Source organism: Streptomyces sp. NRRL S-244 (assembly GCF_000717915.1).
Taxonomy (GTDB): domain Bacteria; phylum Actinomycetota; class Actinomycetes; order Streptomycetales; family Streptomycetaceae; genus Streptomyces.
Map to the genome: position 1 here is coordinate 113,664 of NZ_JOCX01000013.1, position 24,935 is coordinate 138,598.

The 24,935-nt window shown below is 72.6% G+C and carries 27 protein-coding genes; 15 read left to right on the forward strand and 12 right to left on the reverse strand.

The window, feature by feature from the left end:
* Positions 1-5: 5 nt before the first annotated feature.
* The gene (gene def / locus IF02_RS0118305) at positions 6-569 is read right to left on the reverse strand and encodes a peptide deformylase (protein WP_030158237.1); all 564 of its coding nucleotides are present in this window, start codon (positions 567-569) and stop codon (positions 6-8) included.
* A gap of 122 nt (positions 570-691) precedes the next feature.
* Here def and IF02_RS0118310 point away from each other — a divergent pair, with 122 nt between their 5' ends.
* The 6 genes from IF02_RS0118310 (at position 692) to IF02_RS0118335 (ending at position 6,069) form a co-directional block, all read left to right on the forward strand.
* The gene (locus IF02_RS0118310) at positions 692-1,930 is read left to right on the forward strand and encodes a MurT ligase domain-containing protein (RefSeq protein ID WP_030158239.1); all 1,239 of its coding nucleotides are present in this window, start codon (positions 692-694) and stop codon (positions 1,928-1,930) included.
* A 31-nt stretch (positions 1,931-1,961) separates the two neighbouring features.
* On the forward strand, positions 1,962-2,690 hold the full coding sequence (locus IF02_RS0118315; RefSeq protein WP_030158241.1) for a type 1 glutamine amidotransferase: 729 nt from the start codon (positions 1,962-1,964) through the stop codon (positions 2,688-2,690).
* 213 nt (positions 2,691-2,903) lie between these two features.
* Positions 2,904-3,929, forward strand: a complete 1,026-nt coding sequence (locus tag IF02_RS0118320) for a 6-phosphofructokinase (protein ID WP_030158243.1) — start codon at positions 2,904-2,906, stop codon at positions 3,927-3,929.
* Positions 3,930-4,021: 92 nt separating this feature from the next.
* Complete coding sequence (locus IF02_RS0118325) at positions 4,022-4,984, forward strand: cytochrome c oxidase assembly protein (protein WP_030158245.1); 963 nt, start codon at positions 4,022-4,024, stop codon at positions 4,982-4,984.
* A gap of 32 nt (positions 4,985-5,016) precedes the next feature.
* Positions 5,017-5,175, forward strand: coding sequence for a hypothetical protein (locus IF02_RS35195; protein WP_030158247.1), 159 nt, complete (start codon positions 5,017-5,019; stop codon positions 5,173-5,175).
* Between the two features lie 183 nt (positions 5,176-5,358).
* Positions 5,359-6,069, forward strand: coding sequence for a lysophospholipid acyltransferase family protein (locus IF02_RS0118335; RefSeq protein WP_030158250.1), 711 nt, complete (start codon positions 5,359-5,361; stop codon positions 6,067-6,069).
* 49 nt (positions 6,070-6,118) lie between these two features.
* On the opposite strand, the gene IF02_RS0118340 is transcribed toward IF02_RS0118335, so the two are convergent.
* From IF02_RS0118340 to IF02_RS0118375, 8 genes are all read right to left on the reverse strand, one after another.
* Complete coding sequence (locus tag IF02_RS0118340; protein WP_078622161.1) at positions 6,119-7,783, reverse strand: alpha/beta hydrolase; 1,665 nt, start codon at positions 7,781-7,783, stop codon at positions 6,119-6,121.
* 190 nt (positions 7,784-7,973) lie between these two features.
* Positions 7,974-8,702 (reverse strand): urease accessory protein UreD, encoded by a 729-nt coding sequence (locus tag IF02_RS0118345; RefSeq protein ID WP_051696341.1) that lies wholly within the window; start codon positions 8,700-8,702, stop codon positions 7,974-7,976.
* Between the two features lie 215 nt (positions 8,703-8,917).
* Positions 8,918-9,604: an urease accessory protein UreG gene (ureG, locus tag IF02_RS0118350; protein WP_030158255.1), complete on the reverse strand. Its 687-nt coding sequence runs from the start codon at positions 9,602-9,604 to the stop codon at positions 8,918-8,920.
* Between the two features lie 38 nt (positions 9,605-9,642).
* The gene (locus tag IF02_RS0118355) at positions 9,643-10,317 is read right to left on the reverse strand and encodes an urease accessory protein UreF (protein WP_030158257.1); all 675 of its coding nucleotides are present in this window, start codon (positions 10,315-10,317) and stop codon (positions 9,643-9,645) included.
* Positions 10,318-10,347: 30 nt separating this feature from the next.
* Positions 10,348-12,069 carry an urease subunit alpha gene (locus IF02_RS0118360; protein ID WP_030158259.1) on the reverse strand — a complete coding sequence of 574 codons (1,722 nt, stop codon included), beginning with the start codon at positions 12,067-12,069 and terminating at the stop codon, positions 10,348-10,350.
* Positions 12,062-12,373 carry an urease subunit beta gene (locus tag IF02_RS0118365; RefSeq protein WP_030158261.1) on the reverse strand — a complete coding sequence of 104 codons (312 nt, stop codon included), beginning with the start codon at positions 12,371-12,373 and terminating at the stop codon, positions 12,062-12,064. Before IF02_RS0118365 ends, IF02_RS0118360 begins: the two co-directional genes overlap by 8 nt.
* 14 nt (positions 12,374-12,387) lie before the next feature.
* Positions 12,388-12,690 (reverse strand): urease subunit gamma, encoded by a 303-nt coding sequence (locus tag IF02_RS0118370; protein WP_030158263.1) that lies wholly within the window; start codon positions 12,688-12,690, stop codon positions 12,388-12,390.
* Between the two features lie 317 nt (positions 12,691-13,007).
* Positions 13,008-13,457, reverse strand: a complete 450-nt coding sequence (locus IF02_RS0118375) for an ATP-binding protein (RefSeq protein ID WP_030158265.1) — start codon at positions 13,455-13,457, stop codon at positions 13,008-13,010.
* Positions 13,458-13,653: 196 nt separating this feature from the next.
* Between IF02_RS0118375 and IF02_RS0118380 the strand changes: the two genes are divergently transcribed.
* Together IF02_RS0118380 and IF02_RS0118385 are read left to right on the forward strand one after the other, a co-directional pair.
* Positions 13,654-14,541, forward strand: a complete 888-nt coding sequence (locus IF02_RS0118380; protein ID WP_030158267.1) for a helix-turn-helix domain-containing protein — start codon at positions 13,654-13,656, stop codon at positions 14,539-14,541.
* Between the two features lie 12 nt (positions 14,542-14,553).
* Complete coding sequence (locus tag IF02_RS0118385) at positions 14,554-14,784, forward strand: DUF397 domain-containing protein (protein ID WP_030158269.1); 231 nt, start codon at positions 14,554-14,556, stop codon at positions 14,782-14,784.
* Between the two features lie 4 nt (positions 14,785-14,788).
* On the opposite strand, the gene IF02_RS0118390 is transcribed toward IF02_RS0118385, so the two are convergent.
* Entirely contained in the window at positions 14,789-15,961 is a 1,173-nt protein-coding gene (locus IF02_RS0118390; RefSeq protein ID WP_030158271.1) for an 8-amino-7-oxononanoate synthase, read from the reverse strand.
* 156 nt (positions 15,962-16,117) lie between these two features.
* Between IF02_RS0118390 and bioB the strand changes: the two genes are divergently transcribed.
* From bioB to bioD, 3 genes are read left to right on the forward strand one after another with little or no spacing between them, the layout of a single operon-like run.
* Positions 16,118-17,371: a biotin synthase BioB gene (gene bioB, locus IF02_RS0118395; protein ID WP_030158273.1), complete on the forward strand. Its 1,254-nt coding sequence runs from the start codon at positions 16,118-16,120 to the stop codon at positions 17,369-17,371.
* Entirely contained in the window at positions 17,364-18,677 is a 1,314-nt protein-coding gene (locus tag IF02_RS0118400) for an adenosylmethionine--8-amino-7-oxononanoate transaminase (protein WP_030158275.1), read from the forward strand. The genes bioB and IF02_RS0118400 overlap by 8 nt, the downstream gene beginning before the upstream one ends.
* 1 nt (position 18,678) lies before the next feature.
* Positions 18,679-19,398, forward strand: a complete 720-nt coding sequence (gene bioD, locus IF02_RS0118405) for a dethiobiotin synthase (protein WP_030158277.1) — start codon at positions 18,679-18,681, stop codon at positions 19,396-19,398.
* Positions 19,399-19,541: 143 nt separating this feature from the next.
* Here the strand turns inward: bioD and IF02_RS0118410 are convergent, their stop codons facing one another.
* Complete coding sequence (locus IF02_RS0118410) at positions 19,542-20,171, reverse strand: hypothetical protein (protein WP_030158279.1); 630 nt, start codon at positions 20,169-20,171, stop codon at positions 19,542-19,544.
* Between the two features lie 194 nt (positions 20,172-20,365).
* Here IF02_RS0118410 and IF02_RS0118415 point away from each other — a divergent pair, with 194 nt between their 5' ends.
* Complete coding sequence (locus IF02_RS0118415) at positions 20,366-21,031, forward strand: class I SAM-dependent methyltransferase (RefSeq protein ID WP_030158281.1); 666 nt, start codon at positions 20,366-20,368, stop codon at positions 21,029-21,031.
* A 4-nt stretch (positions 21,032-21,035) separates the two neighbouring features.
* Here the strand turns inward: IF02_RS0118415 and IF02_RS0118420 are convergent, their stop codons facing one another.
* Positions 21,036-21,458: a GNAT family N-acetyltransferase gene (locus IF02_RS0118420; protein ID WP_030158283.1), complete on the reverse strand. Its 423-nt coding sequence runs from the start codon at positions 21,456-21,458 to the stop codon at positions 21,036-21,038.
* Positions 21,459-21,663: 205 nt separating this feature from the next.
* On the opposite strand from IF02_RS0118420, the gene IF02_RS0118425 reads away from it, so the two are divergent.
* The 3 genes from IF02_RS0118425 to IF02_RS0118435 all read left to right on the forward strand — a co-directional run bounded on the left by IF02_RS0118425 (position 21,664) and on the right by IF02_RS0118435 (position 24,920).
* Complete coding sequence (locus tag IF02_RS0118425) at positions 21,664-23,013, forward strand: hemolysin family protein (RefSeq protein WP_030158286.1); 1,350 nt, start codon at positions 21,664-21,666, stop codon at positions 23,011-23,013.
* Entirely contained in the window at positions 23,010-24,035 is a 1,026-nt protein-coding gene (locus IF02_RS0118430; RefSeq protein WP_030158288.1) for a hemolysin family protein, read from the forward strand. The genes IF02_RS0118425 and IF02_RS0118430 overlap by 4 nt, the downstream gene beginning before the upstream one ends.
* Before the next feature lie 93 nt (positions 24,036-24,128).
* Positions 24,129-24,920, forward strand: a complete 792-nt coding sequence (locus tag IF02_RS0118435; protein ID WP_030158290.1) for an SGNH/GDSL hydrolase family protein — start codon at positions 24,129-24,131, stop codon at positions 24,918-24,920.
* The last annotated feature ends 15 nt before the right edge of the window (positions 24,921-24,935 follow it).

Consider the following 24,935-nt stretch of genomic DNA (forward strand, 5'->3'; position numbering starts at 1 on the left):
CGCGCTCAGTCCTGCGCGCCCCCGGCGGCCCGTGCGCCCCACTGCGTCTTGCGGATCGCCCGCCGCAGCCGCCTGGCGCGCAGCCCGGTGACCCGGTCCGCGTAGACCGTGCCGTCGAGGTGGTCGCACTCGTGCTGGAGGCAGCGCGCGAAGAACCCGGTGCCCTCGATCCGTACGGGCGCGCCGTCGGCGGTGACCCCCTCGACGACCGCGCGGTCGAAGCGGACCGTGCCCGCCTCCAGGCCGGGCAGCGACAGGCAGCCCTCGGGGCCGCGGAACTCGTCCCCGTCGGCCGCCACCAGACGCGGGTTGACGATGTGCCCGACGTGGCGCACGTCCTCGTCGTCGGGGCAGTCGTACACGAACACCCGTTGTCCGACGCCGATCTGGTTCGCGGCGAGGCCGACGCCCTCGGCGGCGTACATCGTCGCGAACATGTCCTCGATGAGCCGGTCGAGGGCCGGGCCGAATGCGGTGACCTCCGCGCACGCCGAGTGGAGCACCGGGTCGCCCAGCAGGCTCATGGTGCGGACGAGGCCGGTGGTACCGGGGATGGGGCGCTGTCGCATGGCCGTAAGCGTACGACGGGCGAATATATGAGGAGATCTGCGGCGCCCTGGGGCGCCGCGGTCAAGGCCCCGGCCGGTACTGGATAGGCTGGGGCCGACCGACGCAAGGAGGACAAGGGACGATGGCAGGCAACACAGAGCCGCTTTCGCCGCGGGCCAAGCTGGCCGTGACGGCGGGCAAGGCCGCGGCGGCGGTGTCGCGGGCCGCGGGACGCGGAAGCGGATCGGTGATCGGTGGCAAGGTCGCACTCAAACTCGACCCCGATCTTCTCGGAGCGCTCGCGCAGCATCTCGACGTCGTCCTCGTCTCCGCGACGAACGGCAAGACCACGACGACCCGGCTGATCGCCGAGGCCCTGCGGGCCAGCGGACCGGTCGTCTCCAACGCCCTCGGCGCGAACATGCCGGCCGGCATCACCTCCGCCCTCGCGGGCGGCTCGGACGCCAAGTACGGCGTCATCGAGGTGGACGAGAAGTACCTCGCAGGAGTGGCCCGGGACGTCACCCCCAAGGTGATCGCCCTGCTGAACCTCTCCCGCGACCAGCTGGACCGCGCCGCCGAGACCCGCATGCTCGCGGAGAAGTGGCGCGAGGGCCTCCAGGGCTCCAAGGCCGTCATCGTCGCGAACTGCGACGACCCGCTCATCGTGTGGTCGGCCTCGTCCTCGCAGAACGTGGTGTGGGTCGCCGCCGGCCAGGAGTGGAAGGACGACGCCTGGTCGTGCCCCTCCTGCGGTGGCGTCATGCAGCGCCCCGGCGACGACTGGTTCTGCGGCGAGTGCGGTTTCCGGCGCCCGGCCCCGAGCTGGGTGCTGTCCGGGGACCACGTACTGGACCCGCACGGCTCGGCCTGGCCGATCCACCTCCAGCTGCCCGGCCGCGCCAACAAGGCGAACGCCGCCACCTCGGCCGCCGTGGCCGCCGTCTTCGGCGTCCCGCCGCAGGTCGCGCTGGAGCGGATGTACCAGGTGCAGGCCGTCGCCGGCCGCTACGACGTGGTGAACTTCCAGGGCCGCGAGCTGCGGCTGCTGCTCGCGAAGAACCCGGCGGGCTGGCTCGAAACGTTTTCGCTGATCGACCCGCCGCCGACCCCGGTGATCCTCTCGGTCAACGCGCGCGGTGCCGACGGCACGGACACCTCCTGGCTGTGGGACGTGGACTACCCGCGCCTGGCCGGCCACCCGATCTTCGTGATCGGCGACCGCAAGCTGGACCTGGCGGTCCGCCTGGAGGTCGCGGGCCTGGACTTCCGCGTGTGCGAGACCCTCGACGAGGCCGTGCAGCTGGCACCGCCCGGACAGATCGAGCTGATCGCCAACTACACCGCCTTCCAGGACGTGCGCCGCCGCGTCGGCAACTAGAACTCTCACCTGAACCGCAGAGGACAAGAGCATGAGCGACAACAGCCTGCGTCTGGTGTGGGTCTACCCGGACCTGCTGAGCACGTACGGAGACCAGGGCAATGCCCTCGTGGTGGAGCGCCGGGCGCGCCAGCGCGGCCTGGACGTGCAGCGCGTGGACGTGCGCAGCGACCAGCCCATCCCCACCTCGGGCGACATCTACCTGATCGGCGGCGGTGAGGACCGCCCTCAGCGGCTCGCCGCGGAGCGCCTGCTGCGCGACGGCGGCCTGGAGCGGGCCGTCTCGAACGGGGCGATCGTCTTCTCCGTCTGCGCCGGGTACCAGATCCTCGGCAACGAGTTCGTCAACGACATGGGCGAGCGTCAGGAGGGCCTCGGCCTGCTGGACGTGGTCACCGTGCGCGGCGAGGGCGAGCGGTGCGTCGGCGACGTCCTCGCGGACATCGACCCGCGCCTGAACCTGCCCCAGCTCACGGGCTTCGAGAACCACCAGGGCGTCACCCACCTCGGCCCGACCGCGAGGCCCTTCGCCCGCACCCGCCTGGGCCGCGGCAACGGCACGGGCGACGGCACCGAGGGCGCGTACAACGACACGGTCTTCGGCACCTACATGCACGGCCCCGTGATGGCGCGCAACCCGCAGATCGCGGACCTGCTGCTGAAGCTGGCCCTCGACGTGAACGCGCTGCCGCCCATCGACGACCGGTGGTACGAGGCGCTGCGCGCCGAGCGCATCGCGGCGGCCACGCAGCCCGCGTAACACCGCGCGGACCGCTCATCGGGGCGGCCCCGCAATCATGTGTTCGGCCCGGTTTTCCCTTGGGGGAACCGGGCCGACGTGGTTTTGTACGACGAGTATGACCAGCATGTGGAGGATGGTTCAGTCCACCGCTCCACCGCTTGTAGGGTGGCCGTAGTTCCAACCGGACGACGTGGTCCGGTCGTCGGCCCACGTTGCAAAGGTTCTTCCGCCATGCGCATTGGTGTGCTCACTTCCGGCGGCGACTGCCCCGGCCTCAATGCCGTCATCCGCTCCGTCGTGCACCGCTCCGTCGTCGACCACGGCGACGAGGTCATCGGCTTCCACGACGGCTGGCGCGGCCTGCTGGAGTGCGACTACCGCAAGCTCGACCTCGACGCCGTGGCCGGCATCCTGGCCCGCGGCGGCACCATCCTCGGCTCCTCCCGGGTGCAGCCCGCGCACCTGCGCGACGGCGTGGAGCGGGCCCGCGGGCACGTGGCCGACCTCGGCCTGGACGCGATCATCCCGATCGGCGGCGAGGGCACCCTGAAGGCCGCGAACCTGCTCTCGCAGGCCGGCCTGCCGATCGTCGGCGTGCCCAAGACCATCGACAACGACATCGCCTCGACGGACGTCACCTTCGGCTTCGACACGGCCGTCGGGGTCGCCACCGAGGCCCTGGACCGGCTGAAGACCACCGCCGAGTCCCACCAGCGCGTGATGGTCGTGGAGGTCATGGGCCGCCACACCGGCTGGATCGCCCTGCACTCGGGCATGGCCGCCGGCGCGCACGCCATCGTCGTCCCGGAGCGCCCCTTCGACATCGACGAGCTGACGGCGATCGTCGGCGAGCGGTTCTCCGCGGGCAAGCGGTTCGCGATCGTCGTGGTCGCCGAGGGCGCCAAACCGCGCGCCGGCTCCATGGACTTCCAGGAGGGCGGCACCGACCAGTACGGGCACGAGCGCTTCGCCGGCATCGGCAACCTGCTCGCGGTCGAGCTGGAGCGGCGCCTGGGCAAGGAGGCCCGTCCGGTCATCCTGGGCCACGTCCAGCGCGGCGGTACGCCGACCGCGTACGACCGGGTCCTGGCCACCCGCTTCGGCTGGCACGCGGTCGAGGCGGCGCACCGCGGCGAGTTCGGGATGCTGACCGCGCTGCGCGGCACCGGGATCGAGATGGTCCCGCTCGCCGACGCCGTGCAGACCCTCAAGACGGTCCCTGCGGAACGGTACGCCGAGGCGCAGAACGTTCTGTGATGTTTCCCCCCTTCTGACGGCGCCCCCGGACGCGTTCGCCTCCGGGGGCGGCACTACTGTGGTGGGGCACCACAGGTCAAGGGAGTGAACAGATGGATCACAGCGGTCACGGCATGGACATGAACATGGACATGGACCTGCCGCCGTTCACTCTCGGGCGCGGGCTGGAGTTCTCCTTCGACGCGTTCTTCCTGATCGGCTCGCTGGTGGGCCTCGGCCTGTACGCGTGGGGCGTGGTGCGGCTGCGCCGGCGCGGGGACGCCTGGCCGCTGGGCCGGACCATCGCCTTCACCACAGGTGTGCTGACCGTCGCCCTGGTGATGTGCACCAAGCTGAACGACTACGGCATGGTCATGTTCAGCGTGCACATGGTCCAGCACATGGTCATCAGCATGCTCTCCCCGATCCTGCTGCTGCTGGGCGCGCCGGTGACACTGGCGCTGCGCGCGCTGCCGCCCGCCGCGCGGGGCGTCAAGGGGCCGCGTGAGCTGCTGCTGATGCTGCTGCACAGCCGCTACATGAAGGTGATCACCCACCCGGTGTTCACGATCCCCCTGTTCATCGCCAGCCTCTACGCCCTCTACTTCACCCCGCTCTTCGACTTCCTGATGGAGAGCAAGGCCGGGCACATCGGCATGATGGTGCACTTCCTGGCCGTCGGCCTGATCTTCTTCTGGCCGATCATGGGCGTGGACCCGGGCCCGCACCGCCCCGGCTACGTGATGCGGATGCTGGAGCTCTTCGCCGGCATGCCGTTCCACGCCTTCTTCGGCATCGCGCTGATGATGGCGAGCGAGCCGATGATCAAGACGTACGCGAACCCGCCGGCCTCCCTCGGCATCGACCCGCTGCTCGACCAGCAGTGGGGCGGCGGCATCGCCTGGGCCTTCAGCGAGATCCCCTCGGTGCTGGTGCTGATCGCGCTGGTCTACCAGTGGTACCACTCCGAGCAGCGGGCCGCGAAGCGCTCCGACCGGGCCGCGGACCGCAACGGCGACCAGGAGCTGGAGGCGTACAACTCCTATCTCGCCTCGCTCCAAGCGCGTGGCCAGTAGCGCGCCGGCACCTTCGGGGGCGACCATGGGGCATGACCGGATCCGTTAAGGCGATGGCCGTGATGACCTTCGCCGCTCTGGTGGCCGTCGCCACGTACTCCGTGGCCCTCGGCAGCAACGGCTGGCTGTGGTTCGGCTGGGTGGTCCTCGGCCTGCTGACCGCCGGCATGGCCGCGTCCGGCAAAACCTGAACCGGCGCCTGCACACCTCACCCGCACCTCCCGCCTCAGCGGCCCCTCCCCAGACCTGGCTCCTTTGGCCGGTTCCGATCGGCCCTCACATGAACCCCGGCAACGCCGTCCTGCTTCGCCATGCCCATCTGGCACCGTGTCCGGCACACTGACCTGACCCCCAGGCGAAGGGAAAATGCCCCGGTGTTCTACCAATTGCTCAAGCACGTGCTGCTCGGTCCGCTGCTCCGGCTGCTGTTCCGGCCGCGCATCGAGGGAATGGAGAACATCCCGGCGGAGGGAGCCGCGATCATCGCGGGCAACCACCTGTCGTTCTCCGACCACTTCCTGATGCCGGCCATCCTCAAACGCCGGATCACCTTCCTCGCGAAGGCCGAGTACTTCACCGGTCCCGGGGTGAAGGGACGGCTGACCGCCTTCTTCTTCCGCAGCGCCGGACAGATCCCGGTGGACCGCTCCGGCAAGGACGCCGGGCAGGCCGCGCTGCGCGAGGGGCTCGGGGTACTGGCCAAGGGCGAGCTGCTGGGCATCTACCCGGAGGGCACCCGCTCCCACGACGGCCGGCTCTACAAGGGCAAGGTGGGCGTGGCCGCGATGGCGCTCGGGGCCGGGGTGCCCGTCGTACCGTGCGCGATGGTCGGCACCTTCGAGATCCAGCCTCCCGGACAGAAGATCCCGAACATCCGGCGGGTGACCATCCGCTTCGGCAAGCCGCTGGAGTTCTCCCGGTACGCCGGGATGGAGGGCGAGCGGGCCGTTCTGCGCGCCGTCACCGACGAGATCATGTACGCGGTCCTCGGGCTGTCCGGCCAGGAGTACGTCGACCGGTACGCCGCCGAGGTCAAGGCGGAAGAGGAGGAAGCGCGGAAGAAGGCCCGGCGCAAGACGCGCTGAGCCTTCTCCCGTGCTGTTCGCTACCGAGCCCCGCCGGGCTCTGCCGGCCTTAGCGGACGGCGGGCAGCTCCTCCAGCGCCGGCAGCGCCGAGGCCGGAGCCTTCGCGAGCGACTTCGTGGCGGCCGGGGCCGGGGGAACCGGCGTGGCGTGCGGACCGCACTTCACGTCCTTGGCGTCCACCTTGCCGGTCAGCAGGTAGGCGTCCACCCGGGTGTTGATGCAGGGGTTCACCAGGCTGGTGACACCGTGCGAGCCGGCGTTCTGCTCGGTGATCAGACGCGAGCCGGCCAGACGGCGGTGCAGCTCGACGCCGCCCTCGTACGGGGTGGCCGCGTCACGCTCGGACTGGACGATCAGGACCGGCGGCAGACCGCGCTTGGCACCGACCTCGATCGGGGTGCTCTGCTTGGACTTCCAGGTCGCGCAGGGCAGGTTCATCCACGCGTTCGACCAGGTCAGGAACGGGTACTTCTCGTGCAGCTTGGAGTTGTCCCGGTCCCACTTGGCCCAGCTGGTGGGCCACTTGGCATCGGCGCACTCGACCGCGGTGTACACGGCGTTGCTGTTCTCCGACGCGGCGTTACCCTTGGTGTCGGACATGTCCGGGGCGATGGCCTCGATCAGCGGCTTCTCGTCACCGGCGGCCCAGGCACTGAAGGCCTGCGCGACCGGGACCCACGAGGAGTCGTAGTACGGGGCGCCCTGGAAGAAGCCGATGAGCTCGTTCGGGCCGACGACTCCGCCGAGCGGGTTGGCCTTGGCCTGGGCCCGCAGCTGCTGGTACTTGGCCTCGACCTTGGCGCGGCTGTCGCCGAGGTGGAAGACGGAGTCGTACTTGGCGACCCAGTCCTGCCAGTCGTTCCAGCGCGTCTGGAAGGCGACGTCCTGGTCCAGGTTGGCCTGGTACCAGATGTTGTCGGTGTCCGGGTTGACCACGCTGTCGACGATCATGCGGCGCACATGGTTCGGGAAGAGGGTCGCGTAGACCCCGCCCAGGTAGGTGCCGTAGGAGACGCCGAGGTAGTTCAGCTTCTTCTCGCCGAGTGCGGCCCGGATGACGTCCAGGTCGCGCGCGGTGTTCGGCGTGGTCATGTGCGGCAGCATCTCGCCGCTGCGCTCCTTGCAGCCGTCCGCGTACTCGGCGGCGAGCTTGCGCTGGGCGCGCTTGTCCGCCTCGTTGGACGGGACCGGGTCGGCCTTGGGAGCCTTGACGAACTCCTGCGGGTCGATGCAGGAGATCGGGGCGGAGTGGCCGACACCGCGCGGGTCGAAGCCCACGAAGTCGTAGGCCTTGGAGGTGTTGACCCACAGCGGGCTCTTGGTGGTGACCCGGCGCGGGAAGCGCATGCCGGAGCCGCCGGGGCCGCCGGGGTTGTAGACGAGCGCGCCCTGGCGCTCCTCCTTGGTGCCGGTGTTGCCGATCCGGTCGACCGCGAGGTCGATGGTCTTGCCGAACGGCTTGGCGTAGTCCAGCGGGACCTTGACCCAGCCGCACTGGATCGGGGCCTCGAAGCCCCAGTCGGCGGGGCAGTCCTTCCACTCGACGCCGGTGGCGGCGGCCCGGGCGGCGGCGAGCTGGACGCCCAGCGCCTCCGGAAGCCCGCTGTTCTGGCTGGACGAAGCCGCTGCGGCCGGCGGGGCCAGCAGCAGGCCCGCGGCCAGCGCTCCGGTGATCAGAGTGGCAGCGCTCCCCAGCGCTGCAGTGCGTATCACGTGGTTGTTCCCCCTGCGTCAGACCCGGCCGGAGGAGGCCGGGTTGGTCGGGTCGTTCGGTCGAACAGGGGGATCCTTTCGCCTGACCTACACCTGACAACAGAGCGAGGTCGCGTTCTTTGCCAACCCGATAACCGGAAAGGCGTGTACCGCTGAGCGGTGTCCCATTCGTCCCAGGTTCGCTCAGCGGTTACCAGCCGTACGTGAGACACGCCGCGTCGAGTACCTCGCGCAGCCGCAGCGCGTCGGGCGCCAGGACCGTGACGAGGACGGCAGGACCGGCCAGCGGAGTGACGGCCGCGAACTCCCCGAGCACCGCGGCCGTCGGCGCCGAGGTGGCGAACGCCGGGTCCACGACCAGGAGCTGACCGAGCGCCCGGTGGCCCGCGAGTCCCGCCGGGCCGTCCCAGCCGCCGGGCGCGCCCGGTCCGCAGGCCACCTCCTGGTCCAGCAGCGGGCTCCCGCCCCGGGTCACGGTGAGCCGGCTGCGCAGCAGGCCCGGCGCCTCCCCCGAACGGCCCAGCACCTGCTCCTCGCGCAGCAGCAGCCGGGCCGTGGGGGCGAGTTCGGCGCGGGTGCGCACCCGCAGGTCGCTGCCGCGTACGGAGACCAGCGGCTCCGGCAGCCACCGCAGCGCCGAGTCCTCGGCGAGGGTGAGCCGTACGTCGTACCGCGCGGGCGCGCCACCGCGCCCGGGCAGCGCCAGGGTGGCGGCCGCCGAGGCCAGGGCGAGGCGGGCCCCGGGGCCGACGGCGGCCTCCACCGTGAGGTGGTCCCCGCCGAGCGGGGCGCTCATCGCGCCGACCAGCATGACGCCGGCCTCGGCGGCCGTGCCACGGGTGCGGCGCAGCGCGAGCGGCCCGTCCCCGGCCAGCAGCGGCAGGGCGGTTCCGCCGCGGCCGTCGGCGACGGCGGAGATCCGGGCGGTGGCCCGTACGCCGGGCGGAGCCGGAGCGGGAGCAGGAGCTGCGACGGGCCGGGCCGGAGCGGGAGCTGCCGCGGGCCGGGCCGGAGCAGGAGCTGCGGCGGGCCGGGCCGGAGCGGCCTGAGTCGGGGCGGCCGGGGCCGGCGGGGCCAGGCCGGGCGGAGCCGGGGCCGGCGGGGCGGCGGGAGGCGCGCCGGCCACCGTAGGACTCACCGGGCGGCCCAGGCGGCGATCCGCTCGCGCACCCAGGCGGCCACCGGAGCCACGCCCTGCGTTTCGCGCAGCGACTGGAAGGCGACGGGGAGTTCGCCGCGCTGCTCGGCGGCGTCGCGGGCCATCCGGTCCAGGTCGGAGCCCACGTAGGGGGCGAGGTCGGTCTTGTTGACGACGAGCAGGTCGGCGGTGGTGACCCCGGGGCCACCCTTGCGCGGGATGTCGTCGCCGCCCGCCACGTCGATGACGAAGATCTGGGCGTCGACGAGGCCGCGGGAGAAGGTGGCGGTGAGGTTGTCGCCGCCGGACTCGACGAGGATCAGATCGAGCGGGCCGACCGTCTCCTCCAGCTCCTCCACCGCCTCCAGATTGGCGGAGATGTCGTCGCGGATGGCGGTGTGCGGGCAGGCGCCGGTCTCGACCGCGCTGATCCGCTCGGGCGGCAGGACGGCCTCGCGGAGCAGGAACTCGGCGTCCTCCCGGGTGTAGATGTCGTTGGTGACGACGGCCATGGACAGCTCGGCGCGCAGGGCGCGGCAGAGCGCGGCGACGGTGGCCGTCTTGCCGGAGCCGACGGGTCCGCCGAGTCCGATGCGCAGGGCGCGGCGCGAGCCGTCCGCCCGTACGGGCTCGGCGCTGTGGGTGTGGCGCTGGGGGTAGGTCACGCCGTGGTCGAGGTGCATGGGGATCTCCAAGGGGATGGGGGAGGCGGCCGGAGCCGTCAGGAGGCGAACAGCCGTACCGGCCAGTCGGCATGGACCTCCGCCGCGATCTCCAGCAGCGGCGAGGAGGCCGCGGGCAGGGCGTCGGGGCCTGCCCGCCGGGCCCGCTCCGCGGCCCGCGCGGCCCGGCCGGAGACGGCGTCGAGCTCGGGGGCGAGGCGGGCCAGGACCCCGCTCGCCTCGAAGGGGTCCAGGCCGAGGAGGCGTACCGTCGCGGTCGCCGGTCCGCTCACGCTCTCGTACGCCGCCACGTGCGCGGCCTCCAGCGGCCCGAGCCCGGCCGCCCGGGCGGTGAGCCCGAGCACCACCGGCTGGTGCGCCCCGCGCGGGAAGGCGGCGGCGAGCGCGTCGAGTTCGGCGGCGGGCCACGTGGCCCGGGCGGCGCGCAGCAGCTGCCGGCCCAGCCGCCGGGCCGCGGTGCGCAGCGCGAGCGAGGGCGTGCGGGCGTCGGCGGCGGCGTCGAGGACCGCCGGGTCGAGCCCGAGGGCCGCGGCGGCGGCGAGTCCGGCGGCGGTGAGTCCGGCCGTGTGGAGCCGGCCGCGGCAGAACTCCTCCAGGGTGGCGGCGTCGTGGATCCGGCCGGCCTTGCAGGCGGCCTCGGCCCCGCCGGAGTGGGCGTGCCCGCCCGCGGGGAAGCGTCCGTCGGCGAGGACGAGCAGCGCGGCGAGGCTCATGGGGCCGCCGCCATCAGCAGGGGCGCCATGTCAGAAGAGGAAGTATCTCTGCGCCATGGGCAGTTCCGCGGCGGGCGCGGGCTCCACCACCTCGCCGTCGATGGTGACGGTGAACGTGTCGGCGTCGACCTCGACCCTCGGCATGGCGTCGTTGTTGCGCATGTCCGCCTTGCCCACCTTGCGGGTGCTCTCGATGGCCACGAACTGCTTGCCCAGTCCGAGCCGTTCGGGCAGCGCGTCGTCGAGCGCGGCCTGCGCGGTGAAGTTGACCGAGTTCAGCCCCGGGGCCCGGCCGTGACCGCCGAACATCGGGCGGGGCAGTACCGGCTGCGGGGTCGGGATGGAGGCGTTCGCGTCGCCCATCTGCGCGTAGGCGATCTGGCCGCCCTTGATGACCGCTTCGGGCTTGACCCCGAAGAAGGCGGGGTTCCACAGCACGAGGTCGGCGAGCTTGCCGGTCTCCACCGAGCCGATCTCGCGGGCGAGGCCCTGGGCCACGGCGGGGTTGATCGTGTACTTGGCGACGTAGCGGCGGGCGCGGTGGTTGTCGGCCGGTCCGTCGCCGGGCAGGAAGCCGCGCCGCTTCTTCATCACGTGGGCGGTCTGCCAGGTGCGCAGCACGACCTCGCCGACGCGCCCCATGGCCTGGGCGTCGGAGGAGATGATCGAGATGGCGCCGAGGTCGTGCAGTACGTCCTCGGCGGCGATGGTCGAGGGCCGGATCCGGGACTCGGCGAAGGCCAGGTCCTCGGGGACGGCCGGGTTGAGGTGGTGGCAGACCATCAGCATGTCGAGGTGTTCCTCGATGGTGTTGACGGTGTGCGGCCGGGTCGGATTGGTGGAGCTGGGCAGGATGTTCGGCTCGGAGACCACGGTGATGATGTCGGGTGCGTGCCCGCCGCCCGCGCCCTCGGTGTGGTACGAGTGGATCGTCCGCCCGGCGATGGCGGCGAGGGTGTCGGCGACGAACCCGGCCTCGTTGAGGGTGTCGGTGTGGACGGCGACCTGGGCGCCGGTCTCTTCGCAGACGCTCAGGCAGGCGTCGATGACGGCGGGGGTGGCCCCCCAGTCCTCGTGGATCTTGAAGCCGAGGGCGCCGCCGCGCAGCTGGGAGTGCATGGCCTCGCGGGACATGGTGTTGCCCTTGCCCAGCAGGCCGATGTTGACGGGGTAGGACTCCAGGGCCGCGAACATCCGGGCGAGGTGCCAGGGTCCGGGCGTGACGGTGGTGGCCTTGGTGCCCTCGGCGGGGCCGGTGCCGCCGCCGACGAGGGTGGTGATGCCGGAGGCGAGGGCCTCGTCGATGACGGTCGGCGAGATGAAGTGCACGTGGGCGTCGATGGCGCCGGCCGTGACGATCTTCCCGTTGCCCGCGATGATCTCGGTCTCCGGGCCGATCACGAGAGCGGGGTCCACCCCGTCCATGGTGTCGGGGTTGCCGGCCTTCCCGATGCCGCAGATGCGGCCGTCGCGGATGCCGATGTCGGCCTTGACGATGCCCCAGTGGTCCAGGACGACGGCTCCCGTGATCACGGTGTCGGGGGCGCCCTCGGCGCGCGTGGTCCGGGCCTGGCCCATGGACTCGCGGATCACCTTGCCGCCGCCGAACACGGCCTCGTCGCCGGAGTGTCCGGGGCCGCCGCTGAGGTCCCGCTCGATCTCGACGAAGAGGTCGGTGTCGGCGAGCCGGATGCGGTCGCCCGCGGTCGGCCCGAAGAGGTCGGTGTACGCGCGGCGGTCGAGCTCAGCCATCGAGCGGCCCTCCGGTCTCCCCGCGCAGGCCAGGTACGGCGCGCAGCCCGCCCAGCGGTACGAGCTCGACGGCGACCGGGATGCCCGGCTCGAAGCGCACGGCGGTGCCGGCGGCGATGTTGAGCCGCAGCCCGCGGGCCGCCGGGCGGTCGAAGTCGAGGCCGGGGTTGGCCTCGGCGAAGTGGTAGTGGGAGCCGACCTGGACGGGCCGGTCGGCGGCGTTGAGCACGGTGAGGCGGGTCACGGGCCGGCCCTCGTTGAGGCGCACCGGGCCGTCCCCGTGGACGATTTCGCCGGGGATCATGCGGGTTCTCCCCTTCAGACGATCGGTTCGTGGACGGTGACGAGCTTGGTGCCGTCCGGGAAGGTCGCCTCGACCTGGACGTCGTGGATCATCTCGGGGATCCCCTCCATCACCTCGGCGCGGCCGAGCACGGTGCGGCCGGAGGCCATGAGCTCGGCCACGGTCCGCCCGTCGCGGGCCCCTTCGAGGATGTGCGAGGTGATCAGGGCGATCGCCTCGGGGTGGTTGAGGAGGACGCCGCGCGCCTTGCGCTTCTCGGCCACGTCCGCGGCCACGTGGATGAGCAGCCGTTCCTGCTCATGCGGTGTCAGTTGCACTCGTATCACCAAGCTTCCAGGACCATGTCAGCGTCGCGCCGGGCCGACCCTAAGCGGCCTTCAACACTTTGTTGACCTGCACGTATCCGGGCCAAGCGTCTCTTGCCCAACGCAGGGGAAGGCTTTCCGTCCCGAGCACCGGCGCTTTGCCGAAGGATGGGTGATCATTGACGGTCGGCCATGGCCGCCACGCTAGGCGCCGCGTTTTTCCGCCGCGTTAACCCACGTTTCGGGGAAGCACTCGGTTCAACTCCCGGGCCGCCCGCACCCGGTTCCGTATACGGACACCCGGGAGGAGTGACGGCCCTGGGCCTGGATCAGCAGCCCGAGACGCTCTTCGCGGGGGCTGCGACGGGCCAGGGGAGGGCGATCCAGACGGTCTTGCCGCCGTCCTCGGTGGGGTTGACCGAGAGCCGGCCGCCCGCTTCGGCGGTGAGCCAGCGGATGATGACCATCCCGCGGCCGTTGTCCTGCTGCACGGCGGCCGGGAGGCGCCTGGGCCAGCGCGGGTGGCTGTCGGTCACCCCGACGCGGAGCCACTCCCCGCGCTCCAGGCGGACGTCGACGGTGAAGGTCGGCGACTGGCCGAACGTGTGCTGGACGGCGTTGGTGGCGAGCTCCGAGACGATCAGCCGGACGCTGTCCGCGGTGTCGGCCTCGTCGGGCAGTCCCCATTCACCGAGCACCTCCGCGACGTAGCGGCGGGCGGTGGCGACCGAGGCGGGATCGCTCGGCAGAGTGACGGATGCTTCCTGGTGGTCTGCCATGGCGACGGTCCCTTTCCCACCGGGGCGAACCGCCCCGGATCTGTGCTGGACGCCAGAGTGCCACCCATCGTCCCGTCGAAGCGCCCGTTCCCCCAAGATATGCATATATCTGTCGCTCAATGCAGTGAACTCTGCTACGGAAGAGCGTATTTGGACGGCAGACTGGTGCGAGCTGTGCCGGTGGAAGGAGGCGGGTATGCAGCACGGTCCCGCGGTGCGTCGGCGCAAGCTCGGCGAGGAACTGCGCGCCCTGCGCGACCGGACCGGACTCACCAGTGGTGAGGCCGCCCGGATCGCGGGATGGCACCAGTCGAAAATCAGCCGCATCGAGACGGGGCGCAGTGGCGTGAAACCGGAGGACATCCGCCTCCTCCTCGATGTGTACGGAAAGGTCGTCAGCCCCGAGCAGAGGGCGCTGCTGGAGGCCCTGTCGGCCTCGGCGGCGGGACCCGGGGCGGGCGGGGGCGAGGCCGGGCGCGGCCGCCAGTGGTGGCACGACTACCGGGGCCTGCTGCCCCAGGAGTACCGGGACTTCATCAGCCTGGAGGCGAGCGCCCGCTCGGCCCGTACGGTCGAGCTCTCCGTGGTGCCGGGCCTGTTGCAGACCCCGGAGTACGCACGCGCGGTGACCCGGGCCGCGCTGGGCGGGCTGCCGGAACCCAAGGTGGACGCGCTGGTCGACGTACGGCTGGCCCGGCAGTCGGTGCTGCGGGCGGATCCGCCGCTGGAGCTGAGCGCCGTACTGGACGAGGCGGTGCTGCGGCGGCAGATCGGCGGGCCCGGGGTGATGGCGGCGCAGCTGCGGCATCTGGTGCAGGTGGCCCGGATGCCCCAAGTGCGGCTGCAGGTACTGCCGTTCAGCGTGGGGGGCCATCTCGGCCTGACAGGACCGTTCGTAATTTTCTCATTTCCGAACATCGCCGATCTGGATGTGGTGGTACTCGACCATTTGACGAGTAGCCTCTACCTGGAGCGGAAGGAAGACCTCGAGGCGTACAGCGCCGCATTCCGCACCATCCAGGCGCACGCCCTACCGCCCCAGGACTCGTCGGATCTCATCAGCTCACTCGCTGACGACGCGTAAGGAGGCACCCCCGTGTCCGCAACCCCCCTCTCCACCAGCGGACTTCTGATCAGCGCGCGGTGGCGGCGGAGCAGCCGCAGCACCGGAATGAACAACTGCGTGGAAACCGCCGTCCTCGGTGGCGGCGGCCTGCTGGCCGTCCGCGACTCGAAGCGGACGGACGGCCCGGCCGTGCTCTTCACCGAGCCTGCCTGGCAGGGCTTCCTCGCAGCCGTACGGGCAGACGTGGACGTACTCGCGTGAGGCCCTAGTGGTCCGTGGCTCCGGCCGGGGCGGTCCGCAGGATCGTCTCGACGGCCCGGTCGATCTCGTCCCCCGTGAGATCGGCCCGTGCGGTCAGCCGCAGCCGGGAGATGCCGTCCGGCACGGACGGCGGACGGAAGCACCCCACGGACAGACCTGCCTCGCGGCAGTCGGCGGCCCAGCGCAGTGCCGCCGCAGCCGACGGGGCCCGTACCGACACCACGGCCGCGTCCGGCCGGGCCGCGGTCAGGCCGGACGCGGTGAGCCGCCCGTACAGCCGGTCGGCCACCTCGCGGGCCCGGCCGGCGCGCTCCGGCTCCCGCCGGAGCAGGCGCAGGCTCGCCAGCGCCGCGCCCGCGGCGGCCGGTGCCAGCCCGGTGTCGAAGATGAACGTCCGGGCCGTGTTGACCAGGTGCCGGATCACCTTGGCCGGACCGAGCACGGCCCCGCCCTGGCTGCCCAGGGACTTCGAGAGCGTGAGGGTGGCGACCACCCCGGGCGCGCCCGCGAGGCCGGCGGCGTACAGGGCCCCCCGGCCACCCTCCCCCAGGACGCCCAGCCCGTGCGCGTCGTCCACGACCAGGGCCGCGCCCCGCTCCCGGCAGGCGGCCGCGTACGCGTCGAGCGGGGCGGCGTCCCCGTCCACGGAGAACACCGAGTCGCTGACCAGCAGCGCCCGGCCCTCGTGCGCGCCGAGCGTCTTGCGCGCGGCTTCCGGATCGGAGTGCGGGATCACTTCGATCCCGGCGCGCGAGAGCCGGCAGCCGTCGACGATCGAGGCGTGGTTGCCCGCGTCGGAGACGACGAGGGTGCCGCGGTCGCTGAGCGCCGTGACGGCCGCCAGGTTCGCGGCGTACCCGGAGGACAGGACGAGCGCGGCCTCGAATCCGCAGAACGCCGCGAGCTCCCGCTCGAGCTCGGCATGAAGCTCGGTCGTACCGGTCACCAGGCGTGATCCAGTGGCCCCCGCCCCCCACCGCTCGGCCGCCTCGCGCGCGCCGCGTACGGTCTCGGGGTGGCGGGACAGGCCGAGGTAGTCGTTGCTCGCGAGGTCCAGCAGCGGCGAGGAGGCCGGGCGGGGGCGCAGCGTCCGGACGAGTCCGGCCTGCTCACGGGCCCGCTCCGCGTCGTCGATCCAGGCGAACACGTCATCGGGCTCGGGGCTGTGCTGGCTCATCGGCGGGTCCTCGTGTTTTGTCGGCAGTCCACAGACCTGCCTGACCCTAACGGCCGTCACTTGAGTGCCAGGTGTGGCGATCCACACACTCCGTTCCGGCCATGTTGTGCGATCTCTCCTTGGCCGGGAGTGCTCGTGTAGTCCAGGATCGGCGTCATGGACCTGCTGAACACCCTGGTGGACAAGGGGCTGCGGCGCGAGCTGCCGACCCGCGAAGAGGCGCTTGCCGTACTGGCGACCTCTGACGACGAACTGCTCGACGTGGTGGCCGCGGCCGGCAAGGTGCGCCGCCAGTGGTTCGGGCGTCGGGTCAAGCTGAACTACCTGGTCAACCTGAAGTCCGGGCTCTGCCCCGAGGACTGCTCCTACTGCTCCCAGCGGCTGGGATCGAAGGCGGAGATCCTCAAGTACACGTGGCTCAAGCCGGAGGAGGCCTCGCAGGCCGCCGCGGCCGGTGTCGCGGGTGGCGCGAAGCGCGTGTGCCTGGTGGCGAGCGGGCGCGGACCGACGGACCGCGACGTCGAGCGGGTCGGCAAGACGATCGAGGCGATCAAGGAGCAGAACGAGGGCGTCGAGGTGTGCGCGTGCCTCGGCCTCCTCGCGGAGGGCCAGGCCGAGCGGCTGAAGGACGCGGGCGCCGATGCCTACAACCACAACCTGAACACCTCCGAGGCCACGTACGGCCAGATCACCAAGACCCACACCTACGCGGACCGGGTCGACACGGTGCAGAAGGCGCACGCCGCGGGCCTCTCCGCCTGCTCCGGTCTCATCGCGGGCATGGGCGAGAGCGACGAGGACCTGGTCGACGTCGTCTACTCGCTGCGCGAGCTGGACTCGGACTCGGTGCCGGTCAACTTCCTGATCCCCTTCGAGGGCACCCCGCTGGCCAAGGAGTGGAACCTCACCCCCCAGCGCTGCCTGCGGATCCTCGCGATGGTCCGGTTCGTCTGCCCCGACGTCGAGGTCCGGATCGCCGGCGGCCGCGAGGTGCACCTGCGCTCGATGCAGCCGCTCGCGCTGAACATCGCCAACTCGATCTTCCTCGGCGACTACCTCACCAGTGAGGGCCAGGCGGGCCAGGCCGACCTCGACATGATCGCGGACGCCGGCTTCGAGGTGGAGGGCGCCGGTACGACGACCCTGCCGGCGCACCGCGCGGACGCGTTGGCGGCGGCCAGGGCCGCGGCCGGCCAGGGGCCGTGCGGTTCCTCGGCGGCCGAGGCGGGCTGCGGTTCGGCGTGCGGAGGCTGCTCGGGCCACGAGGCCGTCCCGGCACAGGCTGCGGTCGCGGCGTCTGCTCCCGTGCCCGCCGGGACGCCGGCCCAGGCTCCGGCCGGCGAGCTCCGCTCGGACCTGGTGGCGGTCCGCCGCCGGGGCGCGGGAACGGACCTCGCCCCCAATGCCTGACCAGCGCCACTCGCTGCCGGCCGCGGAACTGCTCGCGCTGGACCGGCAGCACGTCTGGCACCCGTACGGTCCGATGCCCGGGCGGCAGGAGCCCCTGGTGGTCGCCTCCGCCTCGGGGGTCCGGCTGCGGCTGGCCGAGGCTTCGCAGGGGCAGGACGAGCTGGTCGACGGCATGTCCTCCTGGTGGTCGGCGATCCACGGCTACAACCACCCGGTGCTGAACGAGGCCGTGACCGACCAACTCGGCCGGATGTCACACGTGATGTTCGGCGGGCTCACCCACGAGCCCGCCGTCCGCCTCGCCGCCCGGCTGGTCGAGATCACCCCGCCCGGCCTGGAGCACGTCTTCCTCGCCGACTCGGGGTCGGTCTCGGTCGAGGTCGCGGTGAAGATGTGCCTCCAGTACTGGCGTTCCATCGGCCGGTCCGGCAAGACCAGGCTGCTGACCTGGCGCGGCGGCTACCACGGGGACACCTGGACGCCGATGGGCGTCTGCGACCCCCAGGGCGGCATGCACGAGCTCTGGTCGGGGATCCTCCCGCAGCAGCTCTTCGCGGACGTCCCGCCGAGCGGGTTCGACGCGCCCGTGGATCCCGCGTACGTCGACCACTTGCGCTCCCTGCTCTCCGCCCACGCGGACGAGCTGGCCGCGGTGATCGTGGAACCGGTGGTCCAGGGCGCGGGCGGCATGCGCTTCCACAACCCGGGGTACCTGCGGGTGCTGCGCGAACTGTGCGACGAGTACGACGTCCTGCTCGTCCTGGACGAGATCGCGACCGGCTTCGGCCGCACCGGCGCCCTGTTCGCGGCCGACCACGCCGGGATCACCCCGGACGTGATGTGCCTCGGCAAGTCCCTGACCGGCGGCTACCTCACGCTGGCCGCCACCTTGTGCACGGAGCGGGTGGCGAACGGGATCTCCCGGGGCGCCGTCCCGATCCTCGCCCACGGGCCGACGTTCATGGGCAACCCGCTCGCCACGGCCGTGGCGCTGGCCTCGATCGACCTGCTGCTCGGGCAGGACTGGCAGCGCGAGGTCAAGCGCATCGAGGCGGGCCTGCTGGAGGGCCTGGTTCCGGCGCGCGAGCTGCCCGGGGTGCGGGACGTACGGGTCCTGGGCGCGATCGGCGTGGTCCAGCTGACGCACGAGGTCGACGTGGCCGCGGCCACCCGGGCCGCGGTCCGCGAGGGCGTGTGGGTACGCCCATTCCGGGACCTGATCTACGTGATGCCGCCGTTCGTCACGGGCGACGCCGACGTGGCCCGCATCTGCCGTGCGGTGTGCGCGGCCGCGCAGGAGGGCTGACATGACCGTACTGATGGTCTCGGGCACGGGCACGGAGATCGGCAAGACGGTGGTCACGGCGGCGGTCGCGGCCGCCGCCGTGGCGGCGGGCCGCTCGGTGGCCGTCCTGAAGCCGGCTCAGACGGGCATGGAACCCGGCGCTCCGGGCGATGCGGCGGAGGTGGTCCGGCTGGCCGGGCCGTCGGTCACGGCGGTGGAACTGGCCCGCTATCCGGAGCCGTTGGCCCCGGACACGGCGGCCCGCCGCGCGGGCCTGCCGACGCTCTCCCCGACGCAGATCGCGGAGGCGGCGCGGGACCTGTCCGGCTCCCACGACCTGGTCCTGGTGGAGGGGGCGGGCGGGCTGCTGGTCCGCTTCGACGAGGCCGGCCACACCCTGGCCGACGCGGCCCGCCTGCTCGACGCCCCGGTCCTGGTGGTCACCCCGCCGGCCCTCGGCACCCTCAACTCGACGACCCTGACGGCGGAAGCCCTGCGGGCCCGGGGGCTGCGGGCGCCGGGCGTGGTCATCGGCAGCTGGCCGGCGGAACCGGACCTGGCCTGCCGGTGCAACCTGGCGGACCTGCCGTCGTCCTCGGGGCTCCCGCTGCTCGGCGTCGTACCCGAGTCCTCGGGGTCACTGTCCCCGGAATCCTTCCGCGCGGCGGCCCCCACGTGGCTCGCCGCCGCCCTGTCGGGCACCTGGTCCCCGGAGTCCTTCCTGAGGACCTGGCAGCCCTGACCCGGCACCCGGACCGATCGGGCCCGGCGGCGCCGTCCGGCCCGCCGGGCCGTTCCGTGCGCGGGGCGTTCCGTGCGCAGGGCGTTCCGTGCGCGGGGCGTTCCGTGCGCGGGGCGCTCCCGTCCGCATGGGCTCCGGGGCGTTCAGTGGCCGCCGCGCGGCTCGTGGCAGCCGCCCTCCATGTAGGCGCCGTGCGCCTTCACGCTCAGCGGCGGACTCACCTGACCCGTCACGCACGGCCCGCTCTCCGGAACCGACAGGACGAACGAGAGGTTGCCCGTGCTCGACGCGTACACGTCTCCCGTCTCCACCTTGTAGCCCATCCCGGTCAGGAGCCCGCTGAGCTCCCGCGTCGTCCGCGGTGCACCCTTCCCCCCGGAGCCGCCCAGCGCCGCCTTGATCCGTGCGGCGTGCGCGTCGCCACGGCACTGGGCGGCGGGCGTGAGCGCGGCCTCGTTCTTGTACGCGTGATTCTCCGCGTACTTGCGCGCCTCGGGGTCCGTGGGCAGGTCGTCCGGCGCGGCCGACCGGGGCGGCGCCACGCTCGCGTTGCCCTGGCACAGCGCGGCCACCTCCGGGAAGAGCTTGTCGTGGCGGGCCACCGCGGCCGCCGCCTGGGCGGCGTAGTCCGGGGTCTGGCTCGGCGTCGCCGGGACCGGGGACGGGTCCGCGGCCGCGCCGCTCCCGGCCACCGTGGTGCCGCAGGCGGTCATGACGAGCATTCCGGCGGCAAGCAGCGCGGCGCGGGCGGGGGTGGTGGTACGGGATGTCACCGGGTCTCCACTTCCTGGGGCGGGCCCCAGCGGCCGGGGCGCATGATCGGATCACCCGATTGTCGTCACGACACGGCCCCGGACTCCTGAGTACGCGTACTCAGCCGACCACGGCACCGGTTTACCGACCGCGCGGACGGGAAACAGCCCGGGCAGGCCAACCGCACCCGTCGCCACGCGCCCGGAGGTCCGCCATGCCCTCACCGCACCGTGACCCGGACTCCGTCGACCACCCGCTCTTCGCCCGGTTCTACGCGCGGCTCAGCACCACCGCCGACACCCGCGGCGGTGTCCGCGACCTGCGGCGCGAGCTCCTGCACGGGGTGTCCGGCCGGGTCATCGAGATCGGCGCCGGCAACGGCCTGAACTTCGCCCACTACCCGCGGGCCGTCTCCGAAGTCGTCGCCGTCGAACCGGAGCGCAGCCTTCGCCGGCTCGCTGCCGACGCGGCCCTGCGCGCCGAGGTCCCCGTCGACCTCGTACCGGGCGTCGCCGAGGCCCTCCCCGTCAAGAGCGAGGCCTTCGACGCCGCCGTCGCCTCCCTCGTGCTGTGCACCGTACGGGACCTGCCGCGCGCGCTCGCGGAGCTCGACCGGGTGCTCCGCCCCGACGCCGAGCTCCGCTTCTTCGAGCACGGCCGGGCGCCCACCGCCGGCATGGCCGCCGTCCAGCGGACACTGGACCGGACCGTCTGGCCCCGCCTCTTCGGCGGGTGCCACACCTCCCGCGACCCGGCCGCCGCGATCGAGGCCGCCGGTTTCCGCATCACTTCGTCCCGCGCCTTCCTGCTGCCGGAGCGCGGACCGGCGCTGCCGACCTCGTACTGCGTGATCGGTACGGCCCGGCGCGGTCCTGCCTGAAGGCTCAGACCAGCGGCTTGACCCAGCGGGTCCACTGGTCCCCGGGGTGGTACCCGCCGACGGCCCATGCCCCGTGCGCCCGCTCGTTGCGGTCCAGCACCATCGCGTCGGCGCGCAGTCCGCCGAGCTCGCGGAACCGCTCCTCCGCGGCGGCCAGCAGCGCCGAGCCGATGCCCTGGCGGCGGCGGTCCGGGTGCACCGCGAGCCGGTAGAGGTGGCAGCGCCAGCCGTCGAAGCCCGCGATCACGGTGCCGAGCAGTTCGCCCTCGCGCCGGGCGAGCAGCAGGGCGTGCGGATCGCGGGCGTGGAGGCGCTCGACCCCGGCGAGGTCGTCACTGATACTCGTTCCCTCGGCGGCGGTCTTCCAGAAGTCGAGCACGGCGGTGAGATCAGCGGCGGACGCGGGACCGATATGAAGATCGCTCATGGCCGGATCCCATCATCCGGTTGCGCTGCGCCAAAAGGATGATCCGCCCTCTTTGCCTTTCCTTTACTATGATGCCAGCGGTCGACCGACCCGAGACCGACCCGAACGAAAGGTGTGAGCGTCCGCCCATGGGCGAGCCCCCCAGTACCCGACATCGCGCGATACCCCTCCTCCTGGCTGATCATGGGACGGAGGTGACCGACCGATGACCGAAGTGCTCCTGCTCCTCGTGGCGCTGCTGCTCTGCCTTGTCTGCGGGGTCTTCGTCGCGGCCGAGTTCTCGCTGACCACCGTCGAGCGCAGTGAGCTCGAACAGGCCGCCGAGCGCGGCGAGCGCGGGGCCGAGAGCGCCCTCGCGGCCGTCCGGAGCCTTACGTTCCAGCTCTCCGGCGCCCAGCTCGGCATCACCGTGACCGGCCTGGTCATCGGCATGATCTCCAAGCCCTCGATCGCCGCCCTGCTCCAGGGCCCGTTCGAGGCCATGGGGCTGTCGGCCGGCGCCGCCTCCTCCACCGCCCTGATCCTGGGCACCGTACTGTCGACGATCGTCCTGATGGTCGTCGGCGAGCTGGTCCCCAAGAACTGGGCGATCTCCTCACCGCTGGCCATCGCCAAGCGCGTGGCCACCACGCAGCGGGTCTTCAGCCGCGCCTTCCGGCCGTTCATCAGCCATCTGAACACGACGGCGAACCACATGGTCCGCCGGCTCGGGATGGAGCCGGCCGAGGAGTTGGCCTCCGCGCGCACCCCGCAGGAGCTGGTGGCGCTGGCCCGGCACTCCGCGAAGGCGGGCGCGCTGGAGAAGGACACCGCCGAGCTCTTCGTACGGACCCTGAACCTGGCCGACCTGACCGCGGAGAACGTCATGACCCCGCGGGTCCAGGTCACCGCCCTCGACGTGCAGACCACCGCCGAGGACGTGGCGAACGCGACGCTCGCGACCGGCCTGTCGCGCTTCCCCGTCTACCGCGGGAGCCTCGACACCGTCGTCGGCACCGTCCACATCAAGGACGTGCTCGCGCTGCCCGCCGAGGAACGGCACCGCCGCCCCGTCTCCCGGCTGCTGCGCGATCCGCTGCTGGTACCGGAGTCGCTGACGGTGGACCGGCTGCTGGACCTGCTGTCCGGCCGCCAGACGATGGCCGTGGTGATCGACGAGTACGGCGGCACGGCCGGCGTGGTCACCCTGGAGGACATCGTCGAGGAGGTCGTCGGCGAGGTGCGCGACGAGCACGACCCGCACGAGACCTCGGACCTGGCCCCGGCCGGTACGGACGCCTCCGGGCGGCTCCTCTACTCCGCCGACGGCGCCGTGCGCACCGACCAGCTGGAGCGGATCGGACTGCGCGTGCCGGACGGCCCGTACGAGACCCTCGCCGGGCTGATAGCGACCGAGCTGGGCCGGATCCCGGCCGTCGGGGACGGCATGGAGCTGGCCGGCTGGCGGCTCGACGTGGTGGACGCCAGCGGCCGCCGGGCCGCGCGGGTGCTGCTGCACGCGCCGGCCGGGCCGGCGCAGGAGTCGTCGGACCAGGGTGGGGAGGGAGCGCGATGACGCTGCTCCAACTGCTGATCGGCCTGGCGACCCTGGTCGTCAACGCCTTCTTCGTCGGCGCCGAGTTCGCGCTGATCTCGGTGCGGCGCAGCCAGATCGAGCCGTACGCCGAACAGGGCGACCGGCGGGCGCGCGCCGTGCTGTGGGCGCTGGAGCACGTGTCGGCGCTGATGGCGGCGGCCCAGCTGGGCATCACGCTGTGCACCCTGGTGCTGGGCGTGGTGGCCGAGCCGGCCATCGCACACCTGCTGACCCCACTGTTCGACCTCGTCGGGGTGCCCTCGGGGCTGACCCACGTGATCTCGTTCGTGGTGGCGCTGGCACTGGCGACGTACCTGCACATGCTCTTCGGCGAGATGCTGCCGAAGAACGTGGCGCTGTCCGAGCCGGTACGCACCGCGCTGCTGCTCGGTCCGCCGCTGGTGACCCTGGCCCGGGCGCTGAGGCCGGTGATCTTCGCGATCAACGCCTTCGCCAACCTCCTGCTGCGGATGCTGCGGGTGGAGGTGAAGGACGAGGTCGCGGCGACGTTCTCGGACGACGAGCTGGCCCGGATCGTGAAGGACTCCAGCGCCGCGGGGCTGATCGACGGCCGCGCGAGCGAGCGGCTGCACGACGCCCTGGAGCTGGGCCGGCGGCCGGTCACCGATGTGGTGCTGCCGCTGGACCGGGTCGTCGTGGCCCGGGAGGGCGTCACACCGGCGGCCCTGCAGCGCCTGTCCGCCGAGTCGGGGTACTCCCGCTTCCCGGTGCTCGACGCCCAGGCCGGGATCCTCGGGTACCTGCACGTCAAGGACGCCCTCGACGCGGACGGGCCGGAGCGGGACCAGCCGTTCCCGGTCTCCGCACTGCGTCCGATCGCCCAGGTACGGGCGGAGACCCCGCTGGACGACGTGCTGACCGCGATGCGGCGCAGCCGGACGCATCTGGCGGCGGTCATGGGCTCGGGCGGGGCGATGACGGGCCTGGTCACGATGGAGGACGTGCTGCGCGAGCTGTTCGGCAGGCCCGCCTCCGCCTGACGCGGCTGCCGCCGCGGCTGCGACCGCGGTGGCAGCCGCGGTGGTGCCCCGGCCCTACGCGGCCGGGGTACCGCGCGGTAGCATCGCTGCGCCATGGAGATGAATGCGTCTTACACCAGTTTCGTCGCGGTCGGCGACTCCTTCACCGAGGGCATGTCCGACCTGCTGCCCGACGGCTCCTACCGCGGCTGGGCCGATCTGCTGGCCGCCCGCCTCGCGGCGCGCGAGCCCGGCTTCCGCTACGCGAACCTCGCGGTCCGCGGGAAGCTGATCGGGCAGATCGCCGAGGACCAGGCCCCGGTCGCGGCATCGATGGGCGCGGACGTGGTGACGCTGGTCGGCGGTCTGAACGACGCGCTGCGGCCGAAGGTCGACATGGGCCGGGTGCGCGGGCACCTGGAGGAGGCCGTGGGGCTGCTGGCCCCCACGTGCAAGACGCTGGTGCTGATGCGCTCGCCGGGGCGCAACGGGCCGGTGATGGACCGCTTCCGGCCGCGCATGGAGGAGCTCTTCGGCGTCATCGAGGAGCTGGCCGCCCGGCACGGGGCCCTGGTCGTGGACCTGTACGGGGCCGGGGTGCTGGCCGACCCCCGCATGTGGGACGTGGACCGGCTGCACCTGACGGCCGAAGGCCACCGCCGGGTCGCCGAGGCGGTCTGGCAGACGCTGGGCCTGCCGCCCGAGCAGGACTGGCGGGCCGAGCTGCCGGCGGCCGTGCCGCCGGGCTGGGCCGTGCGCCGGTCCCAGGACCTGAGCTTCGCCCGGCAGCACCTGCTGCCGTGGGTCGGCCGCCGCCTGACGGGCCGCTCCTCCGGGGACGGCCGCCCGGCCAAGCGCCCGGAGCTGCTCCCGTACGCGGCCGCCATGGGCGAGCGGCTCTCGTAGCAAGGCACAATCCGG

What these genes read in the sequence shown, in the direction of transcription:
- def (WP_030158237.1), bottom strand. Translation starts at nt 569, where the DNA reads ATGCGACAGCGCCCCATCCCCGGTACCACCGGCCTCGTCCGCACCATG.
- IF02_RS0118310 (WP_030158239.1), top strand. Translation starts at nt 692, where the DNA reads ATGGCAGGCAACACAGAGCCGCTTTCGCCGCGGGCCAAGCTGGCCGTG.
- IF02_RS0118315 (WP_030158241.1), top strand. Translation starts at nt 1,962, where the DNA reads ATGAGCGACAACAGCCTGCGTCTGGTGTGGGTCTACCCGGACCTGCTG.
- IF02_RS0118320 (WP_030158243.1), top strand. Translation starts at nt 2,904, where the DNA reads ATGCGCATTGGTGTGCTCACTTCCGGCGGCGACTGCCCCGGCCTCAAT.
- IF02_RS0118325 (WP_030158245.1), top strand. Translation starts at nt 4,022, where the DNA reads ATGGATCACAGCGGTCACGGCATGGACATGAACATGGACATGGACCTG.
- IF02_RS35195 (WP_030158247.1), top strand. Translation starts at nt 5,017, where the DNA reads ATGACCGGATCCGTTAAGGCGATGGCCGTGATGACCTTCGCCGCTCTG.
- ureG (WP_030158255.1), bottom strand. Translation starts at nt 9,604, where the DNA reads ATGCACCTCGACCACGGCGTGACCTACCCCCAGCGCCACACCCACAGC.
- IF02_RS0118355 (WP_030158257.1), bottom strand. Translation starts at nt 10,317, where the DNA reads ATGAGCCTCGCCGCGCTGCTCGTCCTCGCCGACGGACGCTTCCCCGCG.
- IF02_RS0118360 (WP_030158259.1), bottom strand. Translation starts at nt 12,069, where the DNA reads ATGGCTGAGCTCGACCGCCGCGCGTACACCGACCTCTTCGGGCCGACC.
- IF02_RS0118365 (WP_030158261.1), bottom strand. Translation starts at nt 12,373, where the DNA reads ATGATCCCCGGCGAAATCGTCCACGGGGACGGCCCGGTGCGCCTCAAC.
- IF02_RS0118375 (WP_030158265.1), bottom strand. Translation starts at nt 13,457, where the DNA reads ATGGCAGACCACCAGGAAGCATCCGTCACTCTGCCGAGCGATCCCGCC.
- IF02_RS0118380 (WP_030158267.1), top strand. Translation starts at nt 13,654, where the DNA reads ATGCAGCACGGTCCCGCGGTGCGTCGGCGCAAGCTCGGCGAGGAACTG.
- IF02_RS0118390 (WP_030158271.1), bottom strand. Translation starts at nt 15,961, where the DNA reads ATGAGCCAGCACAGCCCCGAGCCCGATGACGTGTTCGCCTGGATCGAC.
- bioB (WP_030158273.1), top strand. Translation starts at nt 16,118, where the DNA reads ATGGACCTGCTGAACACCCTGGTGGACAAGGGGCTGCGGCGCGAGCTG.
- IF02_RS0118400 (WP_030158275.1), top strand. Translation starts at nt 17,364, where the DNA reads ATGCCTGACCAGCGCCACTCGCTGCCGGCCGCGGAACTGCTCGCGCTG.
- bioD (WP_030158277.1), top strand. Translation starts at nt 18,679, where the DNA reads ATGACCGTACTGATGGTCTCGGGCACGGGCACGGAGATCGGCAAGACG.
- IF02_RS0118415 (WP_030158281.1), top strand. Translation starts at nt 20,366, where the DNA reads ATGCCCTCACCGCACCGTGACCCGGACTCCGTCGACCACCCGCTCTTC.
- IF02_RS0118420 (WP_030158283.1), bottom strand. Translation starts at nt 21,458, where the DNA reads ATGAGCGATCTTCATATCGGTCCCGCGTCCGCCGCTGATCTCACCGCC.
- IF02_RS0118425 (WP_030158286.1), top strand. Translation starts at nt 21,664, where the DNA reads ATGACCGAAGTGCTCCTGCTCCTCGTGGCGCTGCTGCTCTGCCTTGTC.
- IF02_RS0118430 (WP_030158288.1), top strand. Translation starts at nt 23,010, where the DNA reads ATGACGCTGCTCCAACTGCTGATCGGCCTGGCGACCCTGGTCGTCAAC.
- IF02_RS0118435 (WP_030158290.1), top strand. Translation starts at nt 24,129, where the DNA reads ATGGAGATGAATGCGTCTTACACCAGTTTCGTCGCGGTCGGCGACTCC.